Here is an 18,633-nt window from a genome sequence, read left to right on the forward strand (position 1 = left end):
GCGCGGACGGCACACGAGGTGACTCCTGGATCACTTGGCGGTGCACGGCGCCGGCGCGTCCGGGCGGGCGAAGGTGAGGACGGGTTTGACCACGCTGCCGTCCCGCATGGCGGCCACGGCCTCGCCGATGTCCTCGAACGGGAACGTGGTGACCAACCGGTCGAGCGGGAAGAGGCCCCGCCGGTGCAGCCCGATCAGCTCGGGGATGAAGCGGTCGGGCGCGGAGTCTCCCTCGATCACCCCGTGGACGCGGACGCCCTTGGCGAGCAGGCCCATCACGTCGAACGTCACCTCATCGCCGATGCCGAGCAGGGCGAGCTCGCCGCGCGGGCGGAGCGCGCCCACGGCCCGGCGGGCCGTCTCCGGCCGGCCGGTGGTGTCGATGACGTGGTGGGCGCCACCGCCGGTGAGGTCGCGCAGCGCCGCCACGAGACCGTCCCCGGGGGCCAGGGCGGCCTTGGCGCCCAGTTCGGCGGCCAGGGCCCGGCGGGAGGGGACCGGGTCGACGGCCACCACCGGGTCGCAGCCCACGGCCACCGCGGCCATCAGCGCGCTGAGACCGACCCCGCCCGCGCCCAGCACGACCAGCGAGGAACCGCGCTCGGGGCGCAGCCGGTTGAGCACGGTGCCCGCGCCCGTCTGGCCGCAGCAGCCCAGTGGCGCCGCGACCGTGGCCGGCAGGTCGCCGGGCACCTTGACCACGCCGCGTTCGTGGACGACGGCGTGCGTGGCGAAGCTCGACTGGCCGAAGAAGCCGGCGTGCAGCGGTGTGCCGTCGACGGAGAGCGCGGTGGTGCCGTCCGCGCGTCCGCCGGAGAGGTTCAGGGTCTGCGCCGCGTGGCAGTAGGCCGGGTGGCCCGCCGCGCACTGCTCGCAGGTGCCGCAGCTGGCGAAGGTGAGGCAGACCTGGTCCCCGGGCACCAGGCCGGTCACCTCGGTGCCCACGGCCTCGACCCGGCCGGCGCCCTCGTGGCCGAAGACCATCGGGGTGAGCCGACGGGGCCAGGTGTCCCGCATCCTCAGATCGGTGTGGCAGATGCCGGCCGCGGTCATCCTCACCAGCACCTCGCGCGGCCGTGGGTCCTCCAGGTCCGCGTCCCGCAGGGTGAACCGGGCGCCCGGTGTCTCGGCGACCGCGGCGCGGACCTGCCTCACGAGGCTTCCCCGGCGCCCGGGCTCTCGTTCGGCTGCCCGGAGGCACGCTCGAGGAAGAAGTAGTAGAAGGGGCCCTCGGCGGGGATGCCCTTCCCGTTCATGACGCCCATCAGCGTGGTGTCGTCCACCCACTTGAAGTGGTCGAGGACCGGGCGGCCGTCGTAGACCATGGTGGCCGTGGGCTCGCCGCGGAACTCGACGGTCCACAGGCTGGCCTCGCCCTGGCCGAGTTCGCGGTTGGAATACAGCTCGCCCGCCGCGTCGCGGCACATCAGGGGCTTGGCGTCGTCCAGGGAAACGAACGTCTTTCCGTACCAACGGGCCTCCGCCAGCATGCCTTCGAGGGGGTGGCCGGTGCGGAACTCGCCGCCCTTCCACGCACCGAGTATGTCCTCGGGGCGGGCGGTGGCCAACGCCGCCCAGATCGTGTCCAGTTCAGCGGAGGAGACCGGGCCGTCCTGCTTCCGGAGTTCCTGGAACCGGGCGCGGGCCTCGAACACGTCCATGCTGGGAGTCCTCTCGTCGGTGCGGAACAACAAGGTCGGAGCGTCGGGATGCCGCCGTCACCGCGCGGTGCGCGGCGCGGAACCCCGGGTGGCTGAGGCCCGCGCGAGGGACGCCGGCCGCGGGGAAGTGCGCCGGGTGGCGGGGAGTTCGGGTCCGCCGGGGACCGCGACGGGGTGGCTCACGGTGCCGAGGCTCAGCAGCACATGGCGTTCGGCGACCTCTTCCGCGGTGAGCGGGCCGTCCTCGCGGAACCAGTTGGCGACCCCCTGGCACATGATGAGCACCGAACGCACCGCGTCGACCGGGATCGGCGTGGTGAACACGCCCTGGGCGCGGCCCGCCTCGACCGTGTCCAGCAGCATGTGCTCGAGGTAGTCGCGCAGGGCCACGTAGCGTGCCCGGTTCTGGGGTTCCAGGCTGCGGATCTCGGTGTCCAGGAAGGCCAGCTGCTGACGGTGGGCCATGTAGAGCACGATCGACTCGACCATGCCGCAGAACCGTGCCAGTGGATCGTCCCCGGCCTCCTGGGCGGCGGCCCGGCAGCGGTCCAGGACGTCCCTGATGGACGTCTCCAGCAGGGTCGCCAGCAGGGCCTGCTTGTTCTCGTAGTGGTAGTACAGCGCGGGCACGGTGACACCGACCCGGCCGGCGATGTCCCGGACCGAAGTGCCGTGGTAGCCCTGTTCGTTGAAGGCCTCCATGGCGTGCGTCAGGATCGGGTGCAGGTCCAGCGGTCCGTAGGAGCGCCAGTGCTCCGCCGGGGGCGTGGTGTCCTGGCCGGGTGCGGCGTTCAACGGCTCTCCTCGAGGCGGGCGGCGATCGGCGACATCGTACGGCCGTGAGTCCGGAGCGCCTCCCCCCGCCCGCTTAGCGATCGTTCAGGAACGTTCGGCAACCGATGCCCTCGGGTTGCCGCGGCCCCAGTGTGGATCCATAAATACTCGTCTTGCAAGAGGAGTTGACCGACTGACGCACCCCTCTTACGTTTTTAGCGAACGCTCAGTAAGTTTCCGGTCGGCGGCGCTGAGACGACCGCCCACCGAGAGCCTCGCCCCGAGAAGGGAACCCATGAGCAGGCACCCCACGGACCGTCCCGGCCATGACGTGGCGGGCCCACTGGACGGTGTGCGCGTGGTGGAACTCGCGGGGATCGGCCCCGGCCCGTTCGCCGCGATGCTGCTCGCCGACCTGGGCGCCGACGTGGTGCGCGTGGACCGTCCCGGCCCCTCGCCGCTCGGCGGCGATCCCGCCCACGACCTGGCCAACCGCAACAAGCGATCCGTCCTGGTCGACCTGAAGACACCCGAAGGGCCGGAAACCGTAAGGGCGTTGACGGCTCGCGCAGAGATCCTGCTGGAGGGGTACCGGCCCGGTGTCGCGGAGCGGCTCGGGGTCGGCCCCGAGGAGTGCATGGCCGACAACCCCGCTCTGGTGTACGGCCGGATGACCGGCTGGGGCCAGCAGGGCCCCCTCGCCCTCCGGGCCGGACACGACATCGGCTACCTCGCCACCGCCGGCGTCCTGTCCATGATCGGCGCACCGGACGGACCGCCCGCGCTCCCCGCCAACCTGCTCGGTGACTACGCGGGCGGCTCCCTCTACCTGACCACCGGCGTCCTCGCCGCACTGCTCACCGCCCGCGCCACCGGTCGCGGCCAGGTGGTGGACGCCGCGATCGTGGACGGCGCCGCACACCTCACCACCATGATCTGGGGCATGCTCGCCGAGGGCACCTGGCGCGACGCCCGCGGCCGCAACCTGCTCGACGGCGGCTGCCCCCACTACGGCGTCTACGAGACCGCCGACGGCGGCTGGATGGCGGTGGGCGCCCTGGAGCCGCAGTTCTACGCGGTGTTCGTCGCCCTGCTGGGCCTGGACGGCGAGGACCTGCCGGACCGCACCGACCCGCGCAACTGGCCGCTGCTGCGGGCCGCGTTCACCACCCGGTTCAAGACCGCCACCCGCGCGGAGTGGACGGCCGTCTTCGAAGACACCGACGCCTGTGTCGCACCCGTGCTCTCGCTGCGCGAGGCGGCCGGCCACCGGCACCTGACCGGCCGCGCCACCCACACCGAGGCGCACGGGATCACCCAGCCCGCCCCCGCCCCCCGTTTCTCCGGCACCCCCGGCACCCTCAGGCGTCCCCCGGCCGTCCCCGGCGCGGACACCCCCGACGTGGCCCGCGACTGGGGCGTGCCCGAACTGCTGAAGGACCACCGCTGATGGAACTGTCCTCACCCCTGACCTACGCCGCCGACCCGCGCGCCGCCGCGGATCGGGCCGCCGCTCTGGAGTCCGCCGGTCTCGACGCCGTCTGGGTGGCCGAGGCGTACGGCTTCGACTCCCCGACGGTCATGGGATACCTCGCGGCGAAGACCGAGCGGATGCGGATCGGCTCGGCCGTCGTCAACGTCTACTCGCGCACCCCCGCGCTGATCGCCCAGACCGCGGCCGGACTCGACGCGGTCAGCGGCGGCCGCGCCCTCCTCGGGATCGGCGCCTCGGGACCCCAGGTCGTCGAGGGCTGGCACGGCCGCCGCTACGACCGCCCGCTGGGCCGCACCCGGGAGGTGATCGAACTGTCCCGGCGGATCTGGCGGCGCGAGGTGATCGAGCACCGGGGAATCACCGACCTGCCCCTGCCGCCGGAGAAGGGCGGCACCCTCGGCAAGCCGCTGAAGCTGCTGAACCACCCGGTCCGCGAGTCCGTGCCGGTCTACGTCGCGGCGCTGGGCCCGGCCAACGTCCGGATGACCGCCGAGATCGCCGACGGCTGGCTGCCCTTCCTCTACGTCCCCGAGCACGCCGCCAAGGTCTGGGGCCGGTCCCTGGCCGAGGGCGGCGCCAGGCGCGACCCCGCGCTCGGCCCGCTCTCGGTCGTGGCGGGCGGCCTGCTGGCCATCGGCGACGACGCCGAAGCGGTACGCGACCTGATGCGCCCCACCGTCGCCCTCTACGTCGGCGGCATGGGCGCGCCCGGCCGCAACTTCTACCACGACCTGATCTGTTCCTACGGCTACGAGGCCGCCGCGGCAGCCGTCCAGGAGCACTATCTCGCGGGCCGCAAGAGGGACGCCGAGGCCGCCGTCCCCGCCGAGCTGCTGGAGCAGCTCTGCCTGGCGGGTTCCGAGGGCTATGTCCGCGACCGGGTCGAGGTCTTCCGCGAGGCGGGCGTGACGATGCTCGACGTCACCCCAGTCGGTCCCGACCCCGCCCGGCTGATCGAGCACGTGAGGAGCTGGCTGTGACCTTCGCACGAGACCTGTACGGCCCCGACCACGAGGCCTTCCGCGAGACGGTGCGGACCTTCCTCGCCAAGGAGGTCACCCCGCACCACGAACGCTGGGAGAAGAACGGCGTCGTCGACCGCGAGGTGTGGCGTTCGGCGGGCCGCCGGGGCCTGCTCGGCATGGCCGTCGGCGAGGAGTACGGCGGCGGCGGGACCGACGACTTCCGCTACAGCGCCGTCCTCATCGAGGAGTTCGCCCGCGCCGGCGCCTCCGGGCTCGCCCTGAGTCTGCACAACGACATCGTCGGCCCGTACCTGACCCGGCTCGCCGACGAGGAGCAGAAGCGCCGCTGGCTGCCCGGGTTCGTCTCCGGCGACATCGTCACCGCTCTCGCCATGACGGAACCCGGCGCCGGGTCCGACCTCCAGGGCATCCGCACCACCGCCACCGACCAGGGTGACCACTACCTGCTCAACGGCGCGAAGACCTTCATCTCCAACGGCATCCTCGCCGATCTCGTCGTCGTGGTCGCCCGCACCACCCCCGAGGGCGGAAGCGGCGGGCAGAGCCTGCTGGTCGTCGAGCGCGGCACGGCGGGCTTCGCCCGCGGCCGCAACCTCGACAAGATCGGCCAGAAGGCCCAGGACACCGCCGAGTTGTTCTTCGACGACGTGCGCGTGCCCAAGGCGAACCTGCTGGGCGAGGAGAACCGGGCCTTCGCCTACCTCATGGGCAACCTCGCCCAGGAGCGGCTGGCCATCGCGGTCGGCGCCGCGGCGGCGGCCGAGGAGATCCTGGACGTCACCATGCGGTACGTGCGGGAGCGCGAGGCGTTCGGGCGGCCGCTGGCCAAGCTCCAGCACATCCGCTTCGAGATCGCCGAGATGGCCACCGAGACCGCGGTCACCCGGTCCTTCCTGGACCGTTGCGTCACCGAGCACAACCAGGGCCGGCTCGACGCCGTGCACGCCTCGATGGCCAAGTGGTGGGCCACCGAACAGCAGAAGCGGATCGTCGACCGCTGTGTGCAACTCCACGGCGGATACGGCTACATGAGCGAGTTCCGGGTGGCCCGCGCGTTCCTCGACAGCCGGATCCAGACGATCTACGGCGGCACCACCGAGATCATGAAGGAGATCATCGGCCGCTCGCTGCTCGGCTGAGCCCCGGCCGGCTCCCCTCGGCAACGGAACCCGTGTGCCGCGACGCGGCCTCCTCCAGACCCGACGACATGGAAGGCACCCAAGGTGAGCACCGAAGCGTACGTGTACGACGCGATCCGCACCCCGCGCGGTCGCGGCAAGGCGGACGGAGCCCTGCACGGCACCAAGCCGATCGACCTGGTCGTCGGTCTGATCCACGAGACCCTCCGCCGCTTCCCGGGCCTCGACCCCGCGGCGATCGACGACATCGTGCTCGGCGTGGTCAGCCCGTTGGGCGACCAGGGCGCGGACATCGCCCGCACCGCCGCCCTCCTCGCGGGTCTGCCGGACACGGTGGCCGGCGTGCAGGAGAACCGCTTCTGCGCGTCCGGCCTGGAAGCCGTCAACCTGGCGGCGGCGAAGGTCCGTTCGGGATGGGAGGATCTGGTCCTGGCGGGCGGGGTGGAGTCCATGTCCCGGGTGCCGATGGGCAGCGACGGCGGCGCCTGGGCGCTGGACCCGGCCACCAGTCACGCCACCGGATTCGTCCCGCAGGGCATCGGCGCCGATCTGATCGCCACGTTGGAGGGATTCTCCCGGCACGACGTGGACTCCTACGCGGCGCTCTCCCAGGAGCGGGCCGCCGCCGCGTGGAAGGACGGGCGCTTCGACCGTTCCGTCGTCCCCGTGCGGGACCGCACCGGGCGGCCGGTCCTGGACCGGGACGAGCACATGCGGCCCGGCACGACGCCCGAGAGCCTGGCCGGACTCGAGCCCTCCTTCGCCCGGACCGGCGAACTGGGCGGCTTCGACGCGGTGGCGCTCCAGAAGTACCACTGGGTGGAGAGGATCGACCACGTCCACCACGCGGGCAACTCCTCCGGCATCGTCGACGGTGCCGCCCTGGTCGCCATCGGCAGCGGGGCGGCGGGCGAGCGTCACGGTCTCGCACCGCGGGCGCGGATCGTCTCCGCGGCGGTCTCCGGAGCCGACCCCACCATCATGCTGACCGGGCCCGCGCCCGCCTCCCGCAAGGCACTCGCCAAGGCCGGTCTGACCGTGCGCGACATCGACCTGGTCGAGATCAACGAGGCGTTCGCCGCCGTCGTCCTGCGCTACGTCAAGGAGATGGGACTGAGCATGGACAAGGTCAACGTCAACGGCGGCGCCATCGCCATGGGACACCCGCTCGGCGCCACCGGCGCGATGATCCTCGGCACCCTCGTGGACGAGCTGGAGCGCCGCGACCTGCGGTACGGGCTGGCGACCCTGTGCGTCGGCGGCGGCATGGGCATCGCCACCGTCGTCGAACGCCTCTGAGCGTCCCGCCCTCCTCCGCAGCCGTTCGCCTTCACGGGAGACATCAGCCATGGACATCACCCCACGACCCTCCACCATCCGCTGGGAGGAGTCCGACGACCAGGTCGTCACCCTCGTCCTCGACGACCCGGACCAGTCCGTCAACACCATGAACGCCGCGTTCGTCGACTCGCTGGACGCCGTCGCGGCGCGGCTGGCGGAACGCCGTGACGACATCCGGGGTGTCATCGTCACCTCCGCCAAGAAGAGCTTCTTCGCCGGGGGCGATCTGCACGACCTGATCTCCGTCACCCCCGAGACCGCCGGCGCCTCCTTCGAGGCGGGCATGCGCGTCAAGCGCTCGCTGCGCCTCCTGGAGACCTTGGGCAAGCCGGTCGTCGCCGCGATCAACGGCGCGGCGCTGGGCGGCGGTTACGAGATCGCCCTGGCCTGCCACCATCGTGTGGTGCTGGACGGTCCGGCCACCCGCGTGGGGCTTCCCGAGGTCACCCTGGGCCTGCTGCCCGGCGGCGGCGGAGTGACCCGCACGGTCCGGATGTTCGGTGTGGTGGACGCCCTGCGGAAGGTACTCCTGGGGGGTGACCGGTACGGGCCGGCACGCGCCCTGGAAGCCGGCCTGGTCGACGAGATCGCCGCCGGTCAGGACGAACTCCTGGCGAGGGCACGGGCATTCGTGGACGCCCGGCCCCGGTGCGCGCAGCCCTGGGACGCCCCCGGGTACCGCATCCCCGGCGGCACCCCCTCGGAGCCCGAGTTGGCCACGCGGCTGCCCGCCCTCACCGCGACACTGAAGCGGCGGACGGGTGGTGCCCCGCACCCGGCCCCGCGCGGCATCCTCGCGGCGGCGGTGGAGAGTTCCCAGGTCGACGTGGACACGGCCTTCGTGGTGGAAGCCCGGTACCTGACCGAGCTGGTCACCGGGCAGATCACCAAGAACATGATCCAGGCGTTCTTCTTCGACCTCCAGGCGGTCAACTCCGGCACGGGCCGCCCGAAGGGAATCGAGCCGCGCGGGGCGAGCAGGGTGGCGGTGCTCGGGGCGGGCATGATGGGCGCCGGTATCGCCCACTCCTGCGCCGAGGCGGGCATCGACGTCGTGCTGAAGGACGTCTCCGCCGAGGCGGCGACGCGCGGCAGGGCCTGGTCGGAGAGGCTCTGCGACGCGGCCGTGGCGCGCGGCGACGCGACGCGGGAGAAGGCGGACGCCCTGCTGGGCCGCATCACCGCGACCGCCGACGTCCGGGACCTGGCCGGTTGTGACGTCGTGATCGAGGCCGTCTTCGAGGACACGGACGTCAAGCACGCGGTGTTCCGCGAGATTCAGGATGTGGTCGCCCCGGACGCGCTGCTGTGCTCGAACACCTCGACCCTGCCCATCAGCGTCCTCGCCAAGGGGGTGGAGCGGCCGCGGGACTTCGTCGGCCTGCACTTCTTCTCGCCGGTCGACAGGATGCCGCTGGTGGAGATCGTCAAGGGCGGGAAGACGTCGGACGAGGCGCTGGCCCGGGCCTTCGACCTGGTGCGGCAGCTCGGCAAGACGCCGATCGTGGTCAACGACTCGCGCGGCTTCTTCACCTCCCGGGTCATCGGCCGCTTCCTCGACGAGGGCGTCGCCATGGTCGGCGAGGGCATCGAACCGGCCTCCGTCGAGCAGGCCGCGGCCCAGGCCGGCTACCCCGCCAAGGTCCTCGGCCTGATGGACGAGCTCACCCTCACCCTCCCGCGCAAGATCCGCGAGGAGACCCGCCGCGCGGTCGAGGCGTCGGGCCGGCGGTGGCGGCCGCACCCGGCGGACGCGGTGGTCGACCGCATGATCGACGAGTTCGGCCGCCCCGGACGCTCCGGCGGCGCGGGCTTCTACGACTACGTCGACGGCAGACGGGCCGGGCTCTGGCCGGGACTGCGCGAGCACTTCACGGATCCCGCGCTCCCGCCCGCCGACCTGACCGAGGCGGCGGAGCGGATGCTCTTCGTCGAGGCGCTGGACGCGGTGCGCTGCCTGGAGGAGGGTGTGCTGGTCTCGGTGGCGGACGCCAATGTCGGCTCGCTGCTCGGTATCGGCTTCCCGGCCTGGACGGGCGGCGTGCTTCAGTACATCAACGGCTACGAGGGCGGCCCGCCCGGCTTCGTGGCCCGCGCGGTCGAGCTGGCCGGGAAGCATGGCGAGCGCTTCGCCCCGCCCCTGCTGCTCCTGCGCAAGGCCGAGCAGGGCGAGACCTTCACCGACTCCTGATCCGCGCCGGGGCTTCACGCAACCCCGTTCGCCCGCTTCTGCGCCCGACGAGCCCCGACGGGTCCCGACGGTTCCCGTGGACAGGGCCGTTCCTCCGCCGGGGCCCGGCCCCACCGAAGGACCACCGCACCACTCATCCCGGCTCCACCGGGCACGTCCGCAGGGGCGTCCCCACCGCCCGGTCGCCCCGGACGCTCCCGTCTCACCCGCAAGGAGGCCCGATGACATCAGCACCCCGCACCACCGGCGATCTGCCCGACGACCCGGCCGACCGGACGCTGCCGCAGCTGCTGGCCCGGAACGCCCGCGAGTACCCCGAACTCCCGGGCCTCTCCTGGCAGTCGGGGGACACGGCCGACGACTGGACGACGTTCACCTGGGCGGAGATCCACGAACACACCCGGAGTCTCGCCGCGGGTTACCGGGCCCTCGGGGTCCGCCCCGGCGACCATGTGCTGCTGATGATGGCCAACCGGCCCGAACACTGGCTGTCGGACCTGGCGTTGGTCCGCCTCGGCGCGATCCCGGTCAGCGTCTACGGCACCGCGGCTCCGGAGCAGATCACCCACGTGGCCCGCAACTGCCGGGCCCGCCTCGCCGTGGTGGAGGGGGCGGCCCGGGTGGCGGTGTGGGAGGTGCTGCTGGCCGACCCCGGCACCCCGCTGGAGCGACTGGTGGTGGTCGACGCGGCGGCTGCGGAGCGACCGGTGGGGGTCGACGCGGCGACGGACGGCCACGTCCCGTACGCGTCCCTGCTCCGGGAGCCGGTGCCGGAGGGCTTCGCGGCGGAACTCGACGCCGCCCGCCCCGAGGATCCGCTGACCGTCGTCTACACCTCCGGCACCACGGGCGAACCCAAGGGCGTTGTGCTCACTCACCGCGAGGTGATGGCCAACGCGCTGGCGCTGGACGCCGTGGTGGAGCTGCCCCCGCACGTCGAGCACATCTGCTACCTGCCCTTCGCCCACATCGCCGAGCGGATGCTGGGCATCTACCTGCCCTGTCACCGGGCCTCGCACGTCCATCTGTGCGCCGACCCGACGCGCGTCGGCGAGGTGGTGCGCAAGGTGCGCCCCGCGCAGTTCTTCGGCGTGCCGAGGATCTGGGAGAAACTGGCCGCCGCCGTGCGGGCCGTCCTCTCGCTGATGCCGGCCGACCAGCGAGAGATCCTCGACCGGGCCTTCGAGGTCGCTCGCGAGCACGTCGGCCATCGCGAGCGGGGGGAGAAGCCGCCCGCCGCCCTCGAGGAGCGCTACGCCCGAGCCCGTGAGGACGTGCTGCTGCCCATGCTGGCCGCGGGCGGCCTGGACCGGGTGACCTGGTCGGCCAGCGCGTCGGCGCCGATGTCGGTCGACGTGGTGCGGTTCTGGGCCGGTTTCGGCATCGTCATCATGGACGCCTGGGGGCTGACCGAGACCACCGGCGTGGCCACCAGCAACAGTCCGAAGACCGGTTTCCGGCTCGGTTCGGTGGGACGCCCGGTGGGGTCCGTGCGGATCCGTGTCGCCGAGGACGGCGAGATCCTGGTGCGGGGCTCGTCCGTGTTCTCCGGCTACCTCCAGCCGGACGGCTCGGTGCGGTCCGCCCTGGACGCCGACGGCTGGCTGGCCACCGGCGACATCGGCCGCATCGACGAGGACGGCTACCTCTGGCTGACGGACCGGAAGAAGGAGATGATCATCACCTCCACCGGCAAGAACGTCTCGCCCGCCCTGGTGGAGAACGCGCTCAAGGAACATTCGCTGATCGGCCAGGCGATGGTGCACGGCGACAACCGCTCCTACCTGGTCGCCCTGCTGGTGCTCGACGCGGAGGCCGCTCCCGCCTGGGCCGCGGCGCACGGCGTCGAGACGGACGGGGGACTGGCCGGGCTGGCGCGACACCCCGCCGTCCTGGAGGAGGCGGACCGTGCGGTGGCCGCCGCCAACTCCCGGCTCAACCGCACCGAGCAGGTGAAGCGGTACGCGCTGCTGGCCGAGGAGTGGGGGCCGGCGACGGGTGAGCTGACACCGTCGCTGAAGATGCGGCGCCGGGTCATCGGCGACAAGTACGCGGACGCGCTGTCCGCGCTCTACGGGGACTGACCCGGACGGCTTGCGGCCCGCCCCCCCCCGGGGCCCGGGCCGCACGGCCCGCGCTTCCCGCGCACGAGAGACGGCCGCCCGCTCCCCGTCAGGGGGCGGGCGGCCGCCGCGTCGGCCGTCTCAGAGCCCGTAGGTCTTGCCGATCACGTCGCGCTGGATCTCGCTGGTCCCGCCGTAGACCGTGGAGACGATCGCGGCCCGCAGGTGGCGTTCCATGTCGAACTCCGTGGTGTACCCGTAGCCGCCCATCATCTGCATGCCCTCGAGAGTGGCCCGCTTGGCGATCTCGGTGGCCTTGAGCTTGGCCATGGACGCCTCGCGCGGGAACAGCCGGTCCGGGTGCGCGTCGCAGTCCAGGGCCACCTCGCGCACCAGCAGCCGAGTGCACTCGATCTCGGTGGCGAGATCGGCAATCCGGTGCCGCAGCGCCTGGAAGGAGCCGACGGGCCGGCCGAACTGCTCGCGCCGGCGGACATAGGCGACGGTGTCGTCGAAGGCGCGGCGCGCCAGGCCCAGCATGTTCGCGGCCAGGAAGAGCCGCTCATGGTTGAGGCCGGCCATCAACTGCCGCCAGCCGTCGTCCACCTGGCCCACGACGGCGTCCGCTGGCAGCCGGACTCCGGTGAGGAAGACGTCGTTGACCTCCCGGCTGCCGCGCAGGGTCTCGATGCCGCGCACCTCGACGCCCGGGGTGTCGGCGGGCAGATGGAACATGGTCAGACCGCCGTGCTTGTCCTCGCCGGTGCGGGCCACCAGCAGAATGCTCTTCGCGCAGTGCGCGTTGGAGATCCAGGTCTTCTGGCCGTCGATCACCCAGGTGCCGTCCCCCTGCTGCCGGGCACGGCAGCGCAGCGCTCCGACGTCCGACCCGGCTCCCGGCTCCGACATGGCGATGGACAGGACGTCGCCGCGCACCGCGCCGGGCAGCACCTCCTGTCGCTGCCGCTCGGTGCCGAACCGTTCGTACGCCTTCGCGGTGATGACGGTGGTGACGAAGCCTCCGCACGGGACCATGCCGTACGAGGTCTCCTCCAGGAAGAGACACGCGTCGGCCAGGCCGCCACCGGAGCCCGCGTACTCCTCGGGCAGGCACACCCCGAGCCAGCCCAGGTCGGCGAGCCTCGCGTACACCTCGGGATGGTGGGCTTCGCGGCCCCCCTCGGACAGCGCGTCGCGCTGCTCCCTGGTGCCGCACTCGCGCTTGGCGAAATCGCGCACGGCCGCGGCGAAAGCGGCCTGTTCCTCGGTGAGTCGACTGCCCATCAGGTCCTCCGGGATCCGGGTGCGGTGGCGGCTCGGTCAGCGTCGGGCACGCAGGGGTTACAAAGACACGCTATATGTTTCACGGTCTCTCGGGGGGATGTTCGCCGGTATCGTGAGGGACACCATGAGAACTGACACGAACGACCCGTGGCTCGACCGAGCCCTTGCCCGGCCCGAGCCGGAGGACGACATGGCGCGGCGGATCCTCGACGCCGCGCTGGAGCAGTTCACCCTCCTGGGCCTGCGCCGCTCCTCCGTGGACGACGTGGCCAAGCGGGCCGGTGTCTCCCGGGTCACCGTCTACCGGCGCTTCCAGACCAAGGACAAGCTGGTCGAGGAGACCCTGCTGCGTGAACTCAGCCGGTTCTTCCAGCGGCTGGACTCGGCGGTGGCGGCGCTGCCTACCATGAAGGAGCGGGTCGTCGAGGGCTTCGTCGTCGCCCTGCGCCACACCCGCGCCCATCCGTTGTACGGCGGTCTGCTGCGCCTCGAACCCGAGGTGGTGCTGCCCTACCTGACCGTGCAGGGCGGCTCCTCGCTCTCCGCCACCGTCGCGTATCTGACGGCCCATCTGCGCCGCGCGCAACAGGTCGAGGGCCGCCCCGACGACGACCCGCGTCCGGTCGCCGAACTGATGGTGCGGGTCGCCGTGTCCTTCCTGCTGAACCCCGCCAGCTGCATCGAGATGGAGGACGAGGACCAGGCCCGGGCCTTCGCCCGCCGTTACCTGGCCCCGCTGCTGGACGCCTGACCGGCCGGACGGGACCGGTGACCGGCCGGACGGGACCGCTGACCGGCCGGACCCGACCGCCCGGACCCTCCGCCGGTCGGGCACCGTCGGAGACGCTCAGCGGCGGCGATGCAGGGAGCGCGCCAGCCGTACCGCGCGCTCCCGTGTGGCGGCCGGAACCCCGAACGAGGTCAACGCGATCGGCGGGGTGAACCGCTGCACCGTCGTCGACTGCACGCCGGTGAAGGCACGCAGCCCTTCCGCGCCGTGGATCCGCCCGAAGCCGGAGTCCCGCGAACCGCCGAACGGCAGTGCCGGCACCGCCGCGAAGCCCAGCACCGAGTTCACCGACACCGCCCCGGCACGCAGCCGCGCCGCGATCGCCCGGCCGGTGCGCCCGCCGCCGCAGAACACCGCTGCCCCGAGCGCGTAACGCGAGGCGTTGGCCCGCTCCACCGCCTCGTCCACGTCGGCCACCGCATTGATGGCGACGACCGGCCCGAAGGTCTCCTCCGTCATCGCCGCCGCGTCCTCCGGAACGCCTGCCAGCACGACCGGCGCGACAAACGGGGCGCGAACCGACTCGGCCCCGCCCAGCAGGGCGCGCGCACCCGCCGAGACCGCACCGGACACATGCCGCTCGACGACGGCGACCTGGCCCGGAAGTGTCATCGGGCCGTAGACGGCGTCCGTCTCGTCACCCGTGCGCAGCGCCCCGGCCCGCTCGACCACCCGCTCGCACAGCGCCGCGTGGATCTCGCGCACCGCGTAGACGCGCTCCACGCCCGCGCAGGTCTGGCCCGCGTTGCTCAGCGCGCCCCACACGATCGCGTCGGCGGCGGCCTCCAGGTCCGCGTCGGCGGTGACGATCACCGCGTCCTTCCCGCCGCACTCGGCGAGGAACGGAGTCAGCGTCTCGGCGCACACCGCCATCACCTTGCGGGCCGTCCCCGGCGAACCGGTGAACGCCAGTTTGTCGACCCCGGACCGGGCCAGGGCGTCCCCGGTGGACGCCGCACCCGTGATCGTGGTGAGCAGCCCGGCATGCCCGGGCACGGCGGAGTCGAAGAGCTCGGCCAGCAGGACCCCGGTGCCCGGGGTCAGCTCGGACGGCTTGAAGACCACGGCGTTCCCCGCGGCCAGGGCGTAGCCGATGGAGCCCATCGGCGTGTACAGGGGGTAGTTCCAGGGGCCGATCACGCCGACCACGCCCAGCGGCCGGTGGACGAGCGAGGCCCGCTGGTGGACGGTGAACAGTCCGGTGCGCACCGTCCGCCGGCGCAGTACGCGGTCGGCGTTGCGGGCGGCCCAGCCCAGGTGCTCCAGGGTGAGCACGACTTCCAGTGAGGCGTCACCGAACGGCTTGCCCGTCTCCTCGGAGATGACGCGGGCCACGGCGTCCAGGTCGGTGGCGAGGGCCTTCTTCCAGCTCAGCAGGTGGTCTCGGCGTCGTCCGGCCGACAGCGCCGTCCAGCCTGCCTGGGCGGTCCGGGCGCGGGCGACGGCGCGGGAGACCTCCTCGGGGCCTTTCACCGGGTACTCGGCGATCAGCTTGCCGGTCGCGGGGGAGTACGTGCTGAAGGTCGTCGCGCTGGGTGCGGCGGACGGGGCGGCGTCGGTCATCAGGCCTCCTGACGGGGAGCACGGGGAGCACGGGGAGCACGGGGAGCATGGGGGGCGGACTGCTGCGCCGGAACGGAGGTCTCTTCCGGTGGTGTCCCGTCCTGGACCGGGGTCCGCGGACGGGAGTGCGCCCAGTGCGGGCCCAGGTCGTCCAGGGTCCAGCCGAAGGGGTAGGTGCGCGCCTTGGGTCTGCGGGGGAACCGTTCGGGCCGCCCGGGCAGCAGGCGGAGCAGCCGGGCCCGGGTGCGGAACGCGCGGTGGACCGCGGTCCGCAGCCAGCGGGGCTCCGGGCGGAAGCCGAGCGCGTCGAGCAGCGGTTCGTCCAGGACGGCGAGGACCACCCGGGACGCCAGCCGCCGTGCCGGGGCCGGATACCAGGAGGCCAGGATCCGCAAGGTGGCCGCGGCGACCCGGCGGTTGGCGGGGTCGTAGGCGAACATCTCCCGCTCGTAGCCGTCGTGGAGCCGCTCGAACGCGTCGTAGGTGTCGGGCACGCCGGAGATCCCCATCATCTCGCCCATCCGCCGGCCCACCAGCGCCAGACTCTCGGTCTCCTGCTCGGTCAGGCGCCGCCGGCCGAACCGGTCGATCCACCGTTTCGGGCCCACCACCGTGGTGGCCAGGACGTAGAGGAAGTCCTCGTTGGGGATCTGGTAGCGCCCGTGGATGCGGTTCAGATGGTCGGCGGCCGCCCGGCCGTGGTCCGAGTCCGTCCCCTCGCGGACCATTTCGTACGTCAGCAGCACGGTGTCGTCGTACCGCTTCTGCCCGGCACGTTCGAACTCCTGCGTGCGGTCCAGGAGTCGGGAGATGCGCGGGACGCCGTAGTCCCGAAGGAACGCGATCGACGTCCCGTGGAGATAGTCGCGGGGGAACTCGTAGTGGACGATCCACCGGTAGATCTGCTCGAAGTCCTGCTGCGGATCCATCTGCCGGATGCGCCGGATCCGGCTGCGGCGACCCATGGGTGATCCCTTCCGTCGGAATCGCGGCCACCAGCTCGCGGTGCGAGCGTTCAGGTCGGCGGAGGGGGCGGTTTCCCTCCTGTGAGTCGATGATACTGAAACTATTGAGTTGTATCATCGGCCGTCAATACTCCGGACGTAACCGAGACGCGGAGTGCCTGCGGGCGTGAGGCGCCTTCGGCCTCACACCGTCAACTTCTCGATGGAGTACGGAAGATGACGGGCGTGTGGAACTCGGCCACGCCCTTGGCCGAGCTGCGTCGGGCCACCGGACCGCGGTGAGCGGCCGCGCCGCGGTCCGCCGATCGCGACGACTCCTCAGCGGACTTCGCGGGGGACGGCCCGGGCCGTGGGGCGTCGTGGGACGAGAGGGGGTGAGGTGTCCGGCCGGGTCAGGGCGACCAGGGCGGCGTGGTCGGGGGAGAGGGAGCAGGCGGGGTCGGTGCGGGTGGCGTCCCCCGTGAGCGCGTGCGCCTGGCAGCGGCAGCCGCCGAAGTCCTCGGTGCGGCGCTCGCAGGTGCGGCAGGGAGCGGGCATCCAGTCGGTGCCGCGATAGGCGTTGAAGGCGGGTGACTCCTCCCAGATCCAGCGCAGCGGCCGGTCGGTGACCTTGGGTGGGTCCAGGCCGGGAAGGGTGGCCGCGGCCGGGCAGGGGAGGACCGTTCCGTCGGGTGTGACGGTGAGCGACACGGCACCCCAGCCGCCCATGCAGGGCTTGGGCCTGCCGGAGAAGTAGTCGGGCACCACCCAGGTGATGTCCAGGGTGCCGTCCAGGCGGCTTCGCCGGCGGTCCACCGCCTCGACCGCGCCGGCGAGCTGCGTCCTGGTCGGCATGAGCGCGGCGCGGTTGAGCAGGCCCCAGCCGTAGAACTGCGTGTTGGCCAGCTCGATGCGGTCGGCCCGCCAGTCGACCGCCAGTTGCACGAGGTCGTCCACGGCGTCGAGGTTGTGCCGGTGCAGGACGACGTTGATGCCGAGCGGCAGCCCTCGTTCCTTGACGAGCCGGGCCGCCGCCCGCTTGGCGTCGAAGGACCGGCGGCCCGCTATCGCGTCGGACCGGCCGGGATCGGCGTGCTGGACGGACAACTGCACGCTGTTCAGGCCGGCGGCGACCAGGGTGTCCAGCCGTTCCGCCGTCAGACCGTCGCCGCTGGTCACCAGCTGGGTGTACAGCCCGGCGTCGGTGGCGGCCCGGGTGATATCGGGCAGGTCCCGGCGCAACAGGGGCTCGCCGCCGGAAAGATGGGTGTGCAGCACACCGAGCCCGGCCGCCTGCCGGAAGACGTCCGCCCACTGTGCCGAGCTCAGTTCCTGCGAACGCCGCGTCAGCTCCAGGGGATTGGAGCAGTAGCCGCAGTGCAGGGGGCAGGCGTGGGTGAGTTCGGAGAGCAGGGCCCAGGGCGGAGCGGGTGTGGTCATCGCAGGCAGCCTTCCGTGCGCAGCCGGTCGAGGAACGCGGCGACCTCATGGCGGACGCGGGTTTCGTCGGCGCCGGCCGAGAGCAGGCCGGCGATCTCGTCGACGGTGCGGTGGCCGTCGCACAGGTCGAGCACGGCCCGCCCCGAGCCGTGCAGGACGACGACGCGTTCGGGCAGCAGCAGGACGTCGGTCCCCCGCGCCCCGTCGCGGCGCAGGACCGCGGCCGGGGGGACCCGGGGCCGCCACGGCCGGTCGCCGCTCACCTCGGCGTGTCCCGGTGTGCCGCGCCCTGCACGCTGTCCAGCAGGCTCCACAGGACGTCGCACTTGAAGGACAGGGCGGCGAGCGCCCGGTCCTGCTGTTCACGGGTGACCGCCCACTCCCGCACCCAGGCCAGTGCCTCGCTGCCGTCGCGGCGTCCTTGGGGGACGCGGTCGCGGAAGTAGGACAGGCCGTCGGCGTCGATCCAGGGGTAGTGGACGGGGAACGTCTCCAGACGGGTAAGCATGATCGACGGTGCGCACAGTTCGGTGAGCGAGGAGGCCACGGCTTCCAGTGCGGTGTGGTCGCGGCAGAAGGTCACGTAACCGTCGACGGCCAGCCGGACTCCGGGGAGCAAGTGACGGTGTGTCAGGAGTTCGCGCCGGTCGAGGCCCACCGCCTCGCCGAGGCGGAGCCACCTCTCGAGTCCGCCGTCCCGGTCGGAGCGGCCGTCGTGGTCCTGGATCCGCCGGAGCCAGGAGCGGCGCTGCGCGGGCAGCCGGAGCTTGGCCAGGATGTGGGCGTCCTTGACGGGGATGCCGCACTGGTAGTAGAAGCGGTTCGCCACCCAGGTCCGCAGTTCGCCGGGTGTCAGCTCACCGCGGTGCATGCGCTGGTTGAAGGGGTGCCGGTCGTGATAGCGGGCCGTGGCCAGCTCGCGCAGCCGCGTCTCCAGCTGCTCCGCGGTCCACGCGCCGGAG

Annotated in this window: 16 protein-coding genes; 7 read left to right on the top strand and 9 right to left on the bottom strand. The window is 72.6% G+C overall.

The annotated features are described in order from the left end of the window. Positions 1 to 30 precede the first annotated feature (30 nt). The 3 genes from AOQ37_RS33630 to AOQ37_RS33640 are packed head-to-tail and all read right to left on the bottom strand — an operon-like array spanning position 31 to position 2,456. Positions 31 to 1,155, bottom strand: coding sequence for an NAD(P)-dependent alcohol dehydrogenase (locus AOQ37_RS33630; RefSeq protein ID WP_062650164.1), 1,125 nt, complete (start codon positions 1,153 to 1,155; stop codon positions 31 to 33). Next, complete coding sequence (locus AOQ37_RS33635) at positions 1,152 to 1,661, bottom strand: DUF4334 domain-containing protein (protein ID WP_062650166.1); 510 nt, start codon at positions 1,659 to 1,661, stop codon at positions 1,152 to 1,154. Before AOQ37_RS33635 ends, AOQ37_RS33630 begins: the two co-directional genes overlap by 4 nt. 57 nt (positions 1,662 to 1,718) lie before the next feature. After that, positions 1,719 to 2,456: a TetR/AcrR family transcriptional regulator gene (locus tag AOQ37_RS33640; RefSeq protein WP_062650168.1), complete on the bottom strand. Its 738-nt coding sequence runs from the start codon at positions 2,454 to 2,456 to the stop codon at positions 1,719 to 1,721. A gap of 274 nt (positions 2,457 to 2,730) precedes the next feature. Here AOQ37_RS33640 and AOQ37_RS33645 point away from each other — a divergent pair, with 274 nt between their 5' ends. The 6 genes from AOQ37_RS33645 to AOQ37_RS33670 all read left to right on the top strand — a co-directional run bounded on the left by AOQ37_RS33645 (position 2,731) and on the right by AOQ37_RS33670 (position 11,671). Continuing rightward, on the top strand, positions 2,731 to 3,885 hold the full coding sequence (locus tag AOQ37_RS33645; RefSeq protein WP_078890475.1) for a CaiB/BaiF CoA transferase family protein: 1,155 nt from the start codon (positions 2,731 to 2,733) through the stop codon (positions 3,883 to 3,885). Next, positions 3,885 to 4,910 carry an LLM class F420-dependent oxidoreductase gene (locus AOQ37_RS33650; RefSeq protein ID WP_062650171.1) on the top strand — a complete coding sequence of 342 codons (1,026 nt, stop codon included), beginning with the start codon at positions 3,885 to 3,887 and terminating at the stop codon, positions 4,908 to 4,910. Before AOQ37_RS33645 ends, AOQ37_RS33650 begins: the two co-directional genes overlap by 1 nt. Then, on the top strand, positions 4,907 to 6,055 hold the full coding sequence (locus AOQ37_RS33655; protein ID WP_062650173.1) for an acyl-CoA dehydrogenase family protein: 1,149 nt from the start codon (positions 4,907 to 4,909) through the stop codon (positions 6,053 to 6,055). Before AOQ37_RS33650 ends, AOQ37_RS33655 begins: the two co-directional genes overlap by 4 nt. An 84-nt stretch (positions 6,056 to 6,139) precedes the next feature. Then, complete coding sequence (locus AOQ37_RS33660; RefSeq protein WP_062650175.1) at positions 6,140 to 7,354, top strand: acetyl-CoA C-acetyltransferase; 1,215 nt, start codon at positions 6,140 to 6,142, stop codon at positions 7,352 to 7,354. Between the two features lie 49 nt (positions 7,355 to 7,403). After that, positions 7,404 to 9,587 carry a 3-hydroxyacyl-CoA dehydrogenase NAD-binding domain-containing protein gene (locus tag AOQ37_RS33665; RefSeq protein ID WP_107085367.1) on the top strand — a complete coding sequence of 728 codons (2,184 nt, stop codon included), beginning with the start codon at positions 7,404 to 7,406 and terminating at the stop codon, positions 9,585 to 9,587. 221 nt (positions 9,588 to 9,808) lie between these two features. After that, the gene (locus AOQ37_RS33670; RefSeq protein WP_062650177.1) at positions 9,809 to 11,671 is read left to right on the top strand and encodes an AMP-dependent synthetase/ligase; all 1,863 of its coding nucleotides are present in this window, start codon (positions 9,809 to 9,811) and stop codon (positions 11,669 to 11,671) included. Positions 11,672 to 11,791: 120 nt separating this feature from the next. Here the strand turns inward: AOQ37_RS33670 and AOQ37_RS33675 are convergent, their stop codons facing one another. Continuing rightward, positions 11,792 to 12,934: an acyl-CoA dehydrogenase family protein gene (locus AOQ37_RS33675; protein ID WP_062650179.1), complete on the bottom strand. Its 1,143-nt coding sequence runs from the start codon at positions 12,932 to 12,934 to the stop codon at positions 11,792 to 11,794. A 124-nt stretch (positions 12,935 to 13,058) separates the two neighbouring features. Here AOQ37_RS33675 and AOQ37_RS33680 point away from each other — a divergent pair, with 124 nt between their 5' ends. Then, on the top strand, positions 13,059 to 13,685 hold the full coding sequence (locus AOQ37_RS33680) for a TetR/AcrR family transcriptional regulator (RefSeq protein ID WP_062650331.1): 627 nt from the start codon (positions 13,059 to 13,061) through the stop codon (positions 13,683 to 13,685). 96 nt (positions 13,686 to 13,781) lie between these two features. Here AOQ37_RS33680 and AOQ37_RS33685 read toward each other — a convergent pair whose 3' ends face one another. From AOQ37_RS33685 to pqqC, 5 genes are all read right to left on the bottom strand, one after another. Next, positions 13,782 to 15,287: an aldehyde dehydrogenase family protein gene (locus AOQ37_RS33685; RefSeq protein WP_062650181.1), complete on the bottom strand. Its 1,506-nt coding sequence runs from the start codon at positions 15,285 to 15,287 to the stop codon at positions 13,782 to 13,784. Then, positions 15,287 to 16,252 carry an oxygenase MpaB family protein gene (locus AOQ37_RS33690; RefSeq protein WP_062650183.1) on the bottom strand — a complete coding sequence of 322 codons (966 nt, stop codon included), beginning with the start codon at positions 16,250 to 16,252 and terminating at the stop codon, positions 15,287 to 15,289. The genes AOQ37_RS33685 and AOQ37_RS33690 overlap by 1 nt, the downstream gene beginning before the upstream one ends. Before the next feature lie 318 nt (positions 16,253 to 16,570). Next, positions 16,571 to 17,671, bottom strand: coding sequence for a pyrroloquinoline quinone biosynthesis protein PqqE (pqqE, locus tag AOQ37_RS33695; protein ID WP_078890476.1), 1,101 nt, complete (start codon positions 17,669 to 17,671; stop codon positions 16,571 to 16,573). Further along, a complete protein-coding gene (pqqD, locus tag AOQ37_RS33700) occupies positions 17,668 to 17,934 on the bottom strand; it encodes a pyrroloquinoline quinone biosynthesis peptide chaperone PqqD (RefSeq protein WP_062650185.1) in 267 nt (88 codons plus the stop codon). The genes pqqE and pqqD overlap by 4 nt, the downstream gene beginning before the upstream one ends. Beyond that, complete coding sequence (gene pqqC / locus AOQ37_RS33705) at positions 17,931 to 18,608, bottom strand: pyrroloquinoline-quinone synthase PqqC (protein ID WP_234437099.1); 678 nt, start codon at positions 18,606 to 18,608, stop codon at positions 17,931 to 17,933. Before pqqC ends, pqqD begins: the two co-directional genes overlap by 4 nt. Positions 18,609 to 18,633 lie beyond the last annotated feature (25 nt).

This window comes from Streptomyces maremycinicus, assembly GCF_001184025.1.
Taxonomy (GTDB): Bacteria; Actinomycetota; Actinomycetes; order Streptomycetales; family Streptomycetaceae; genus Streptomyces; species Streptomyces maremycinicus.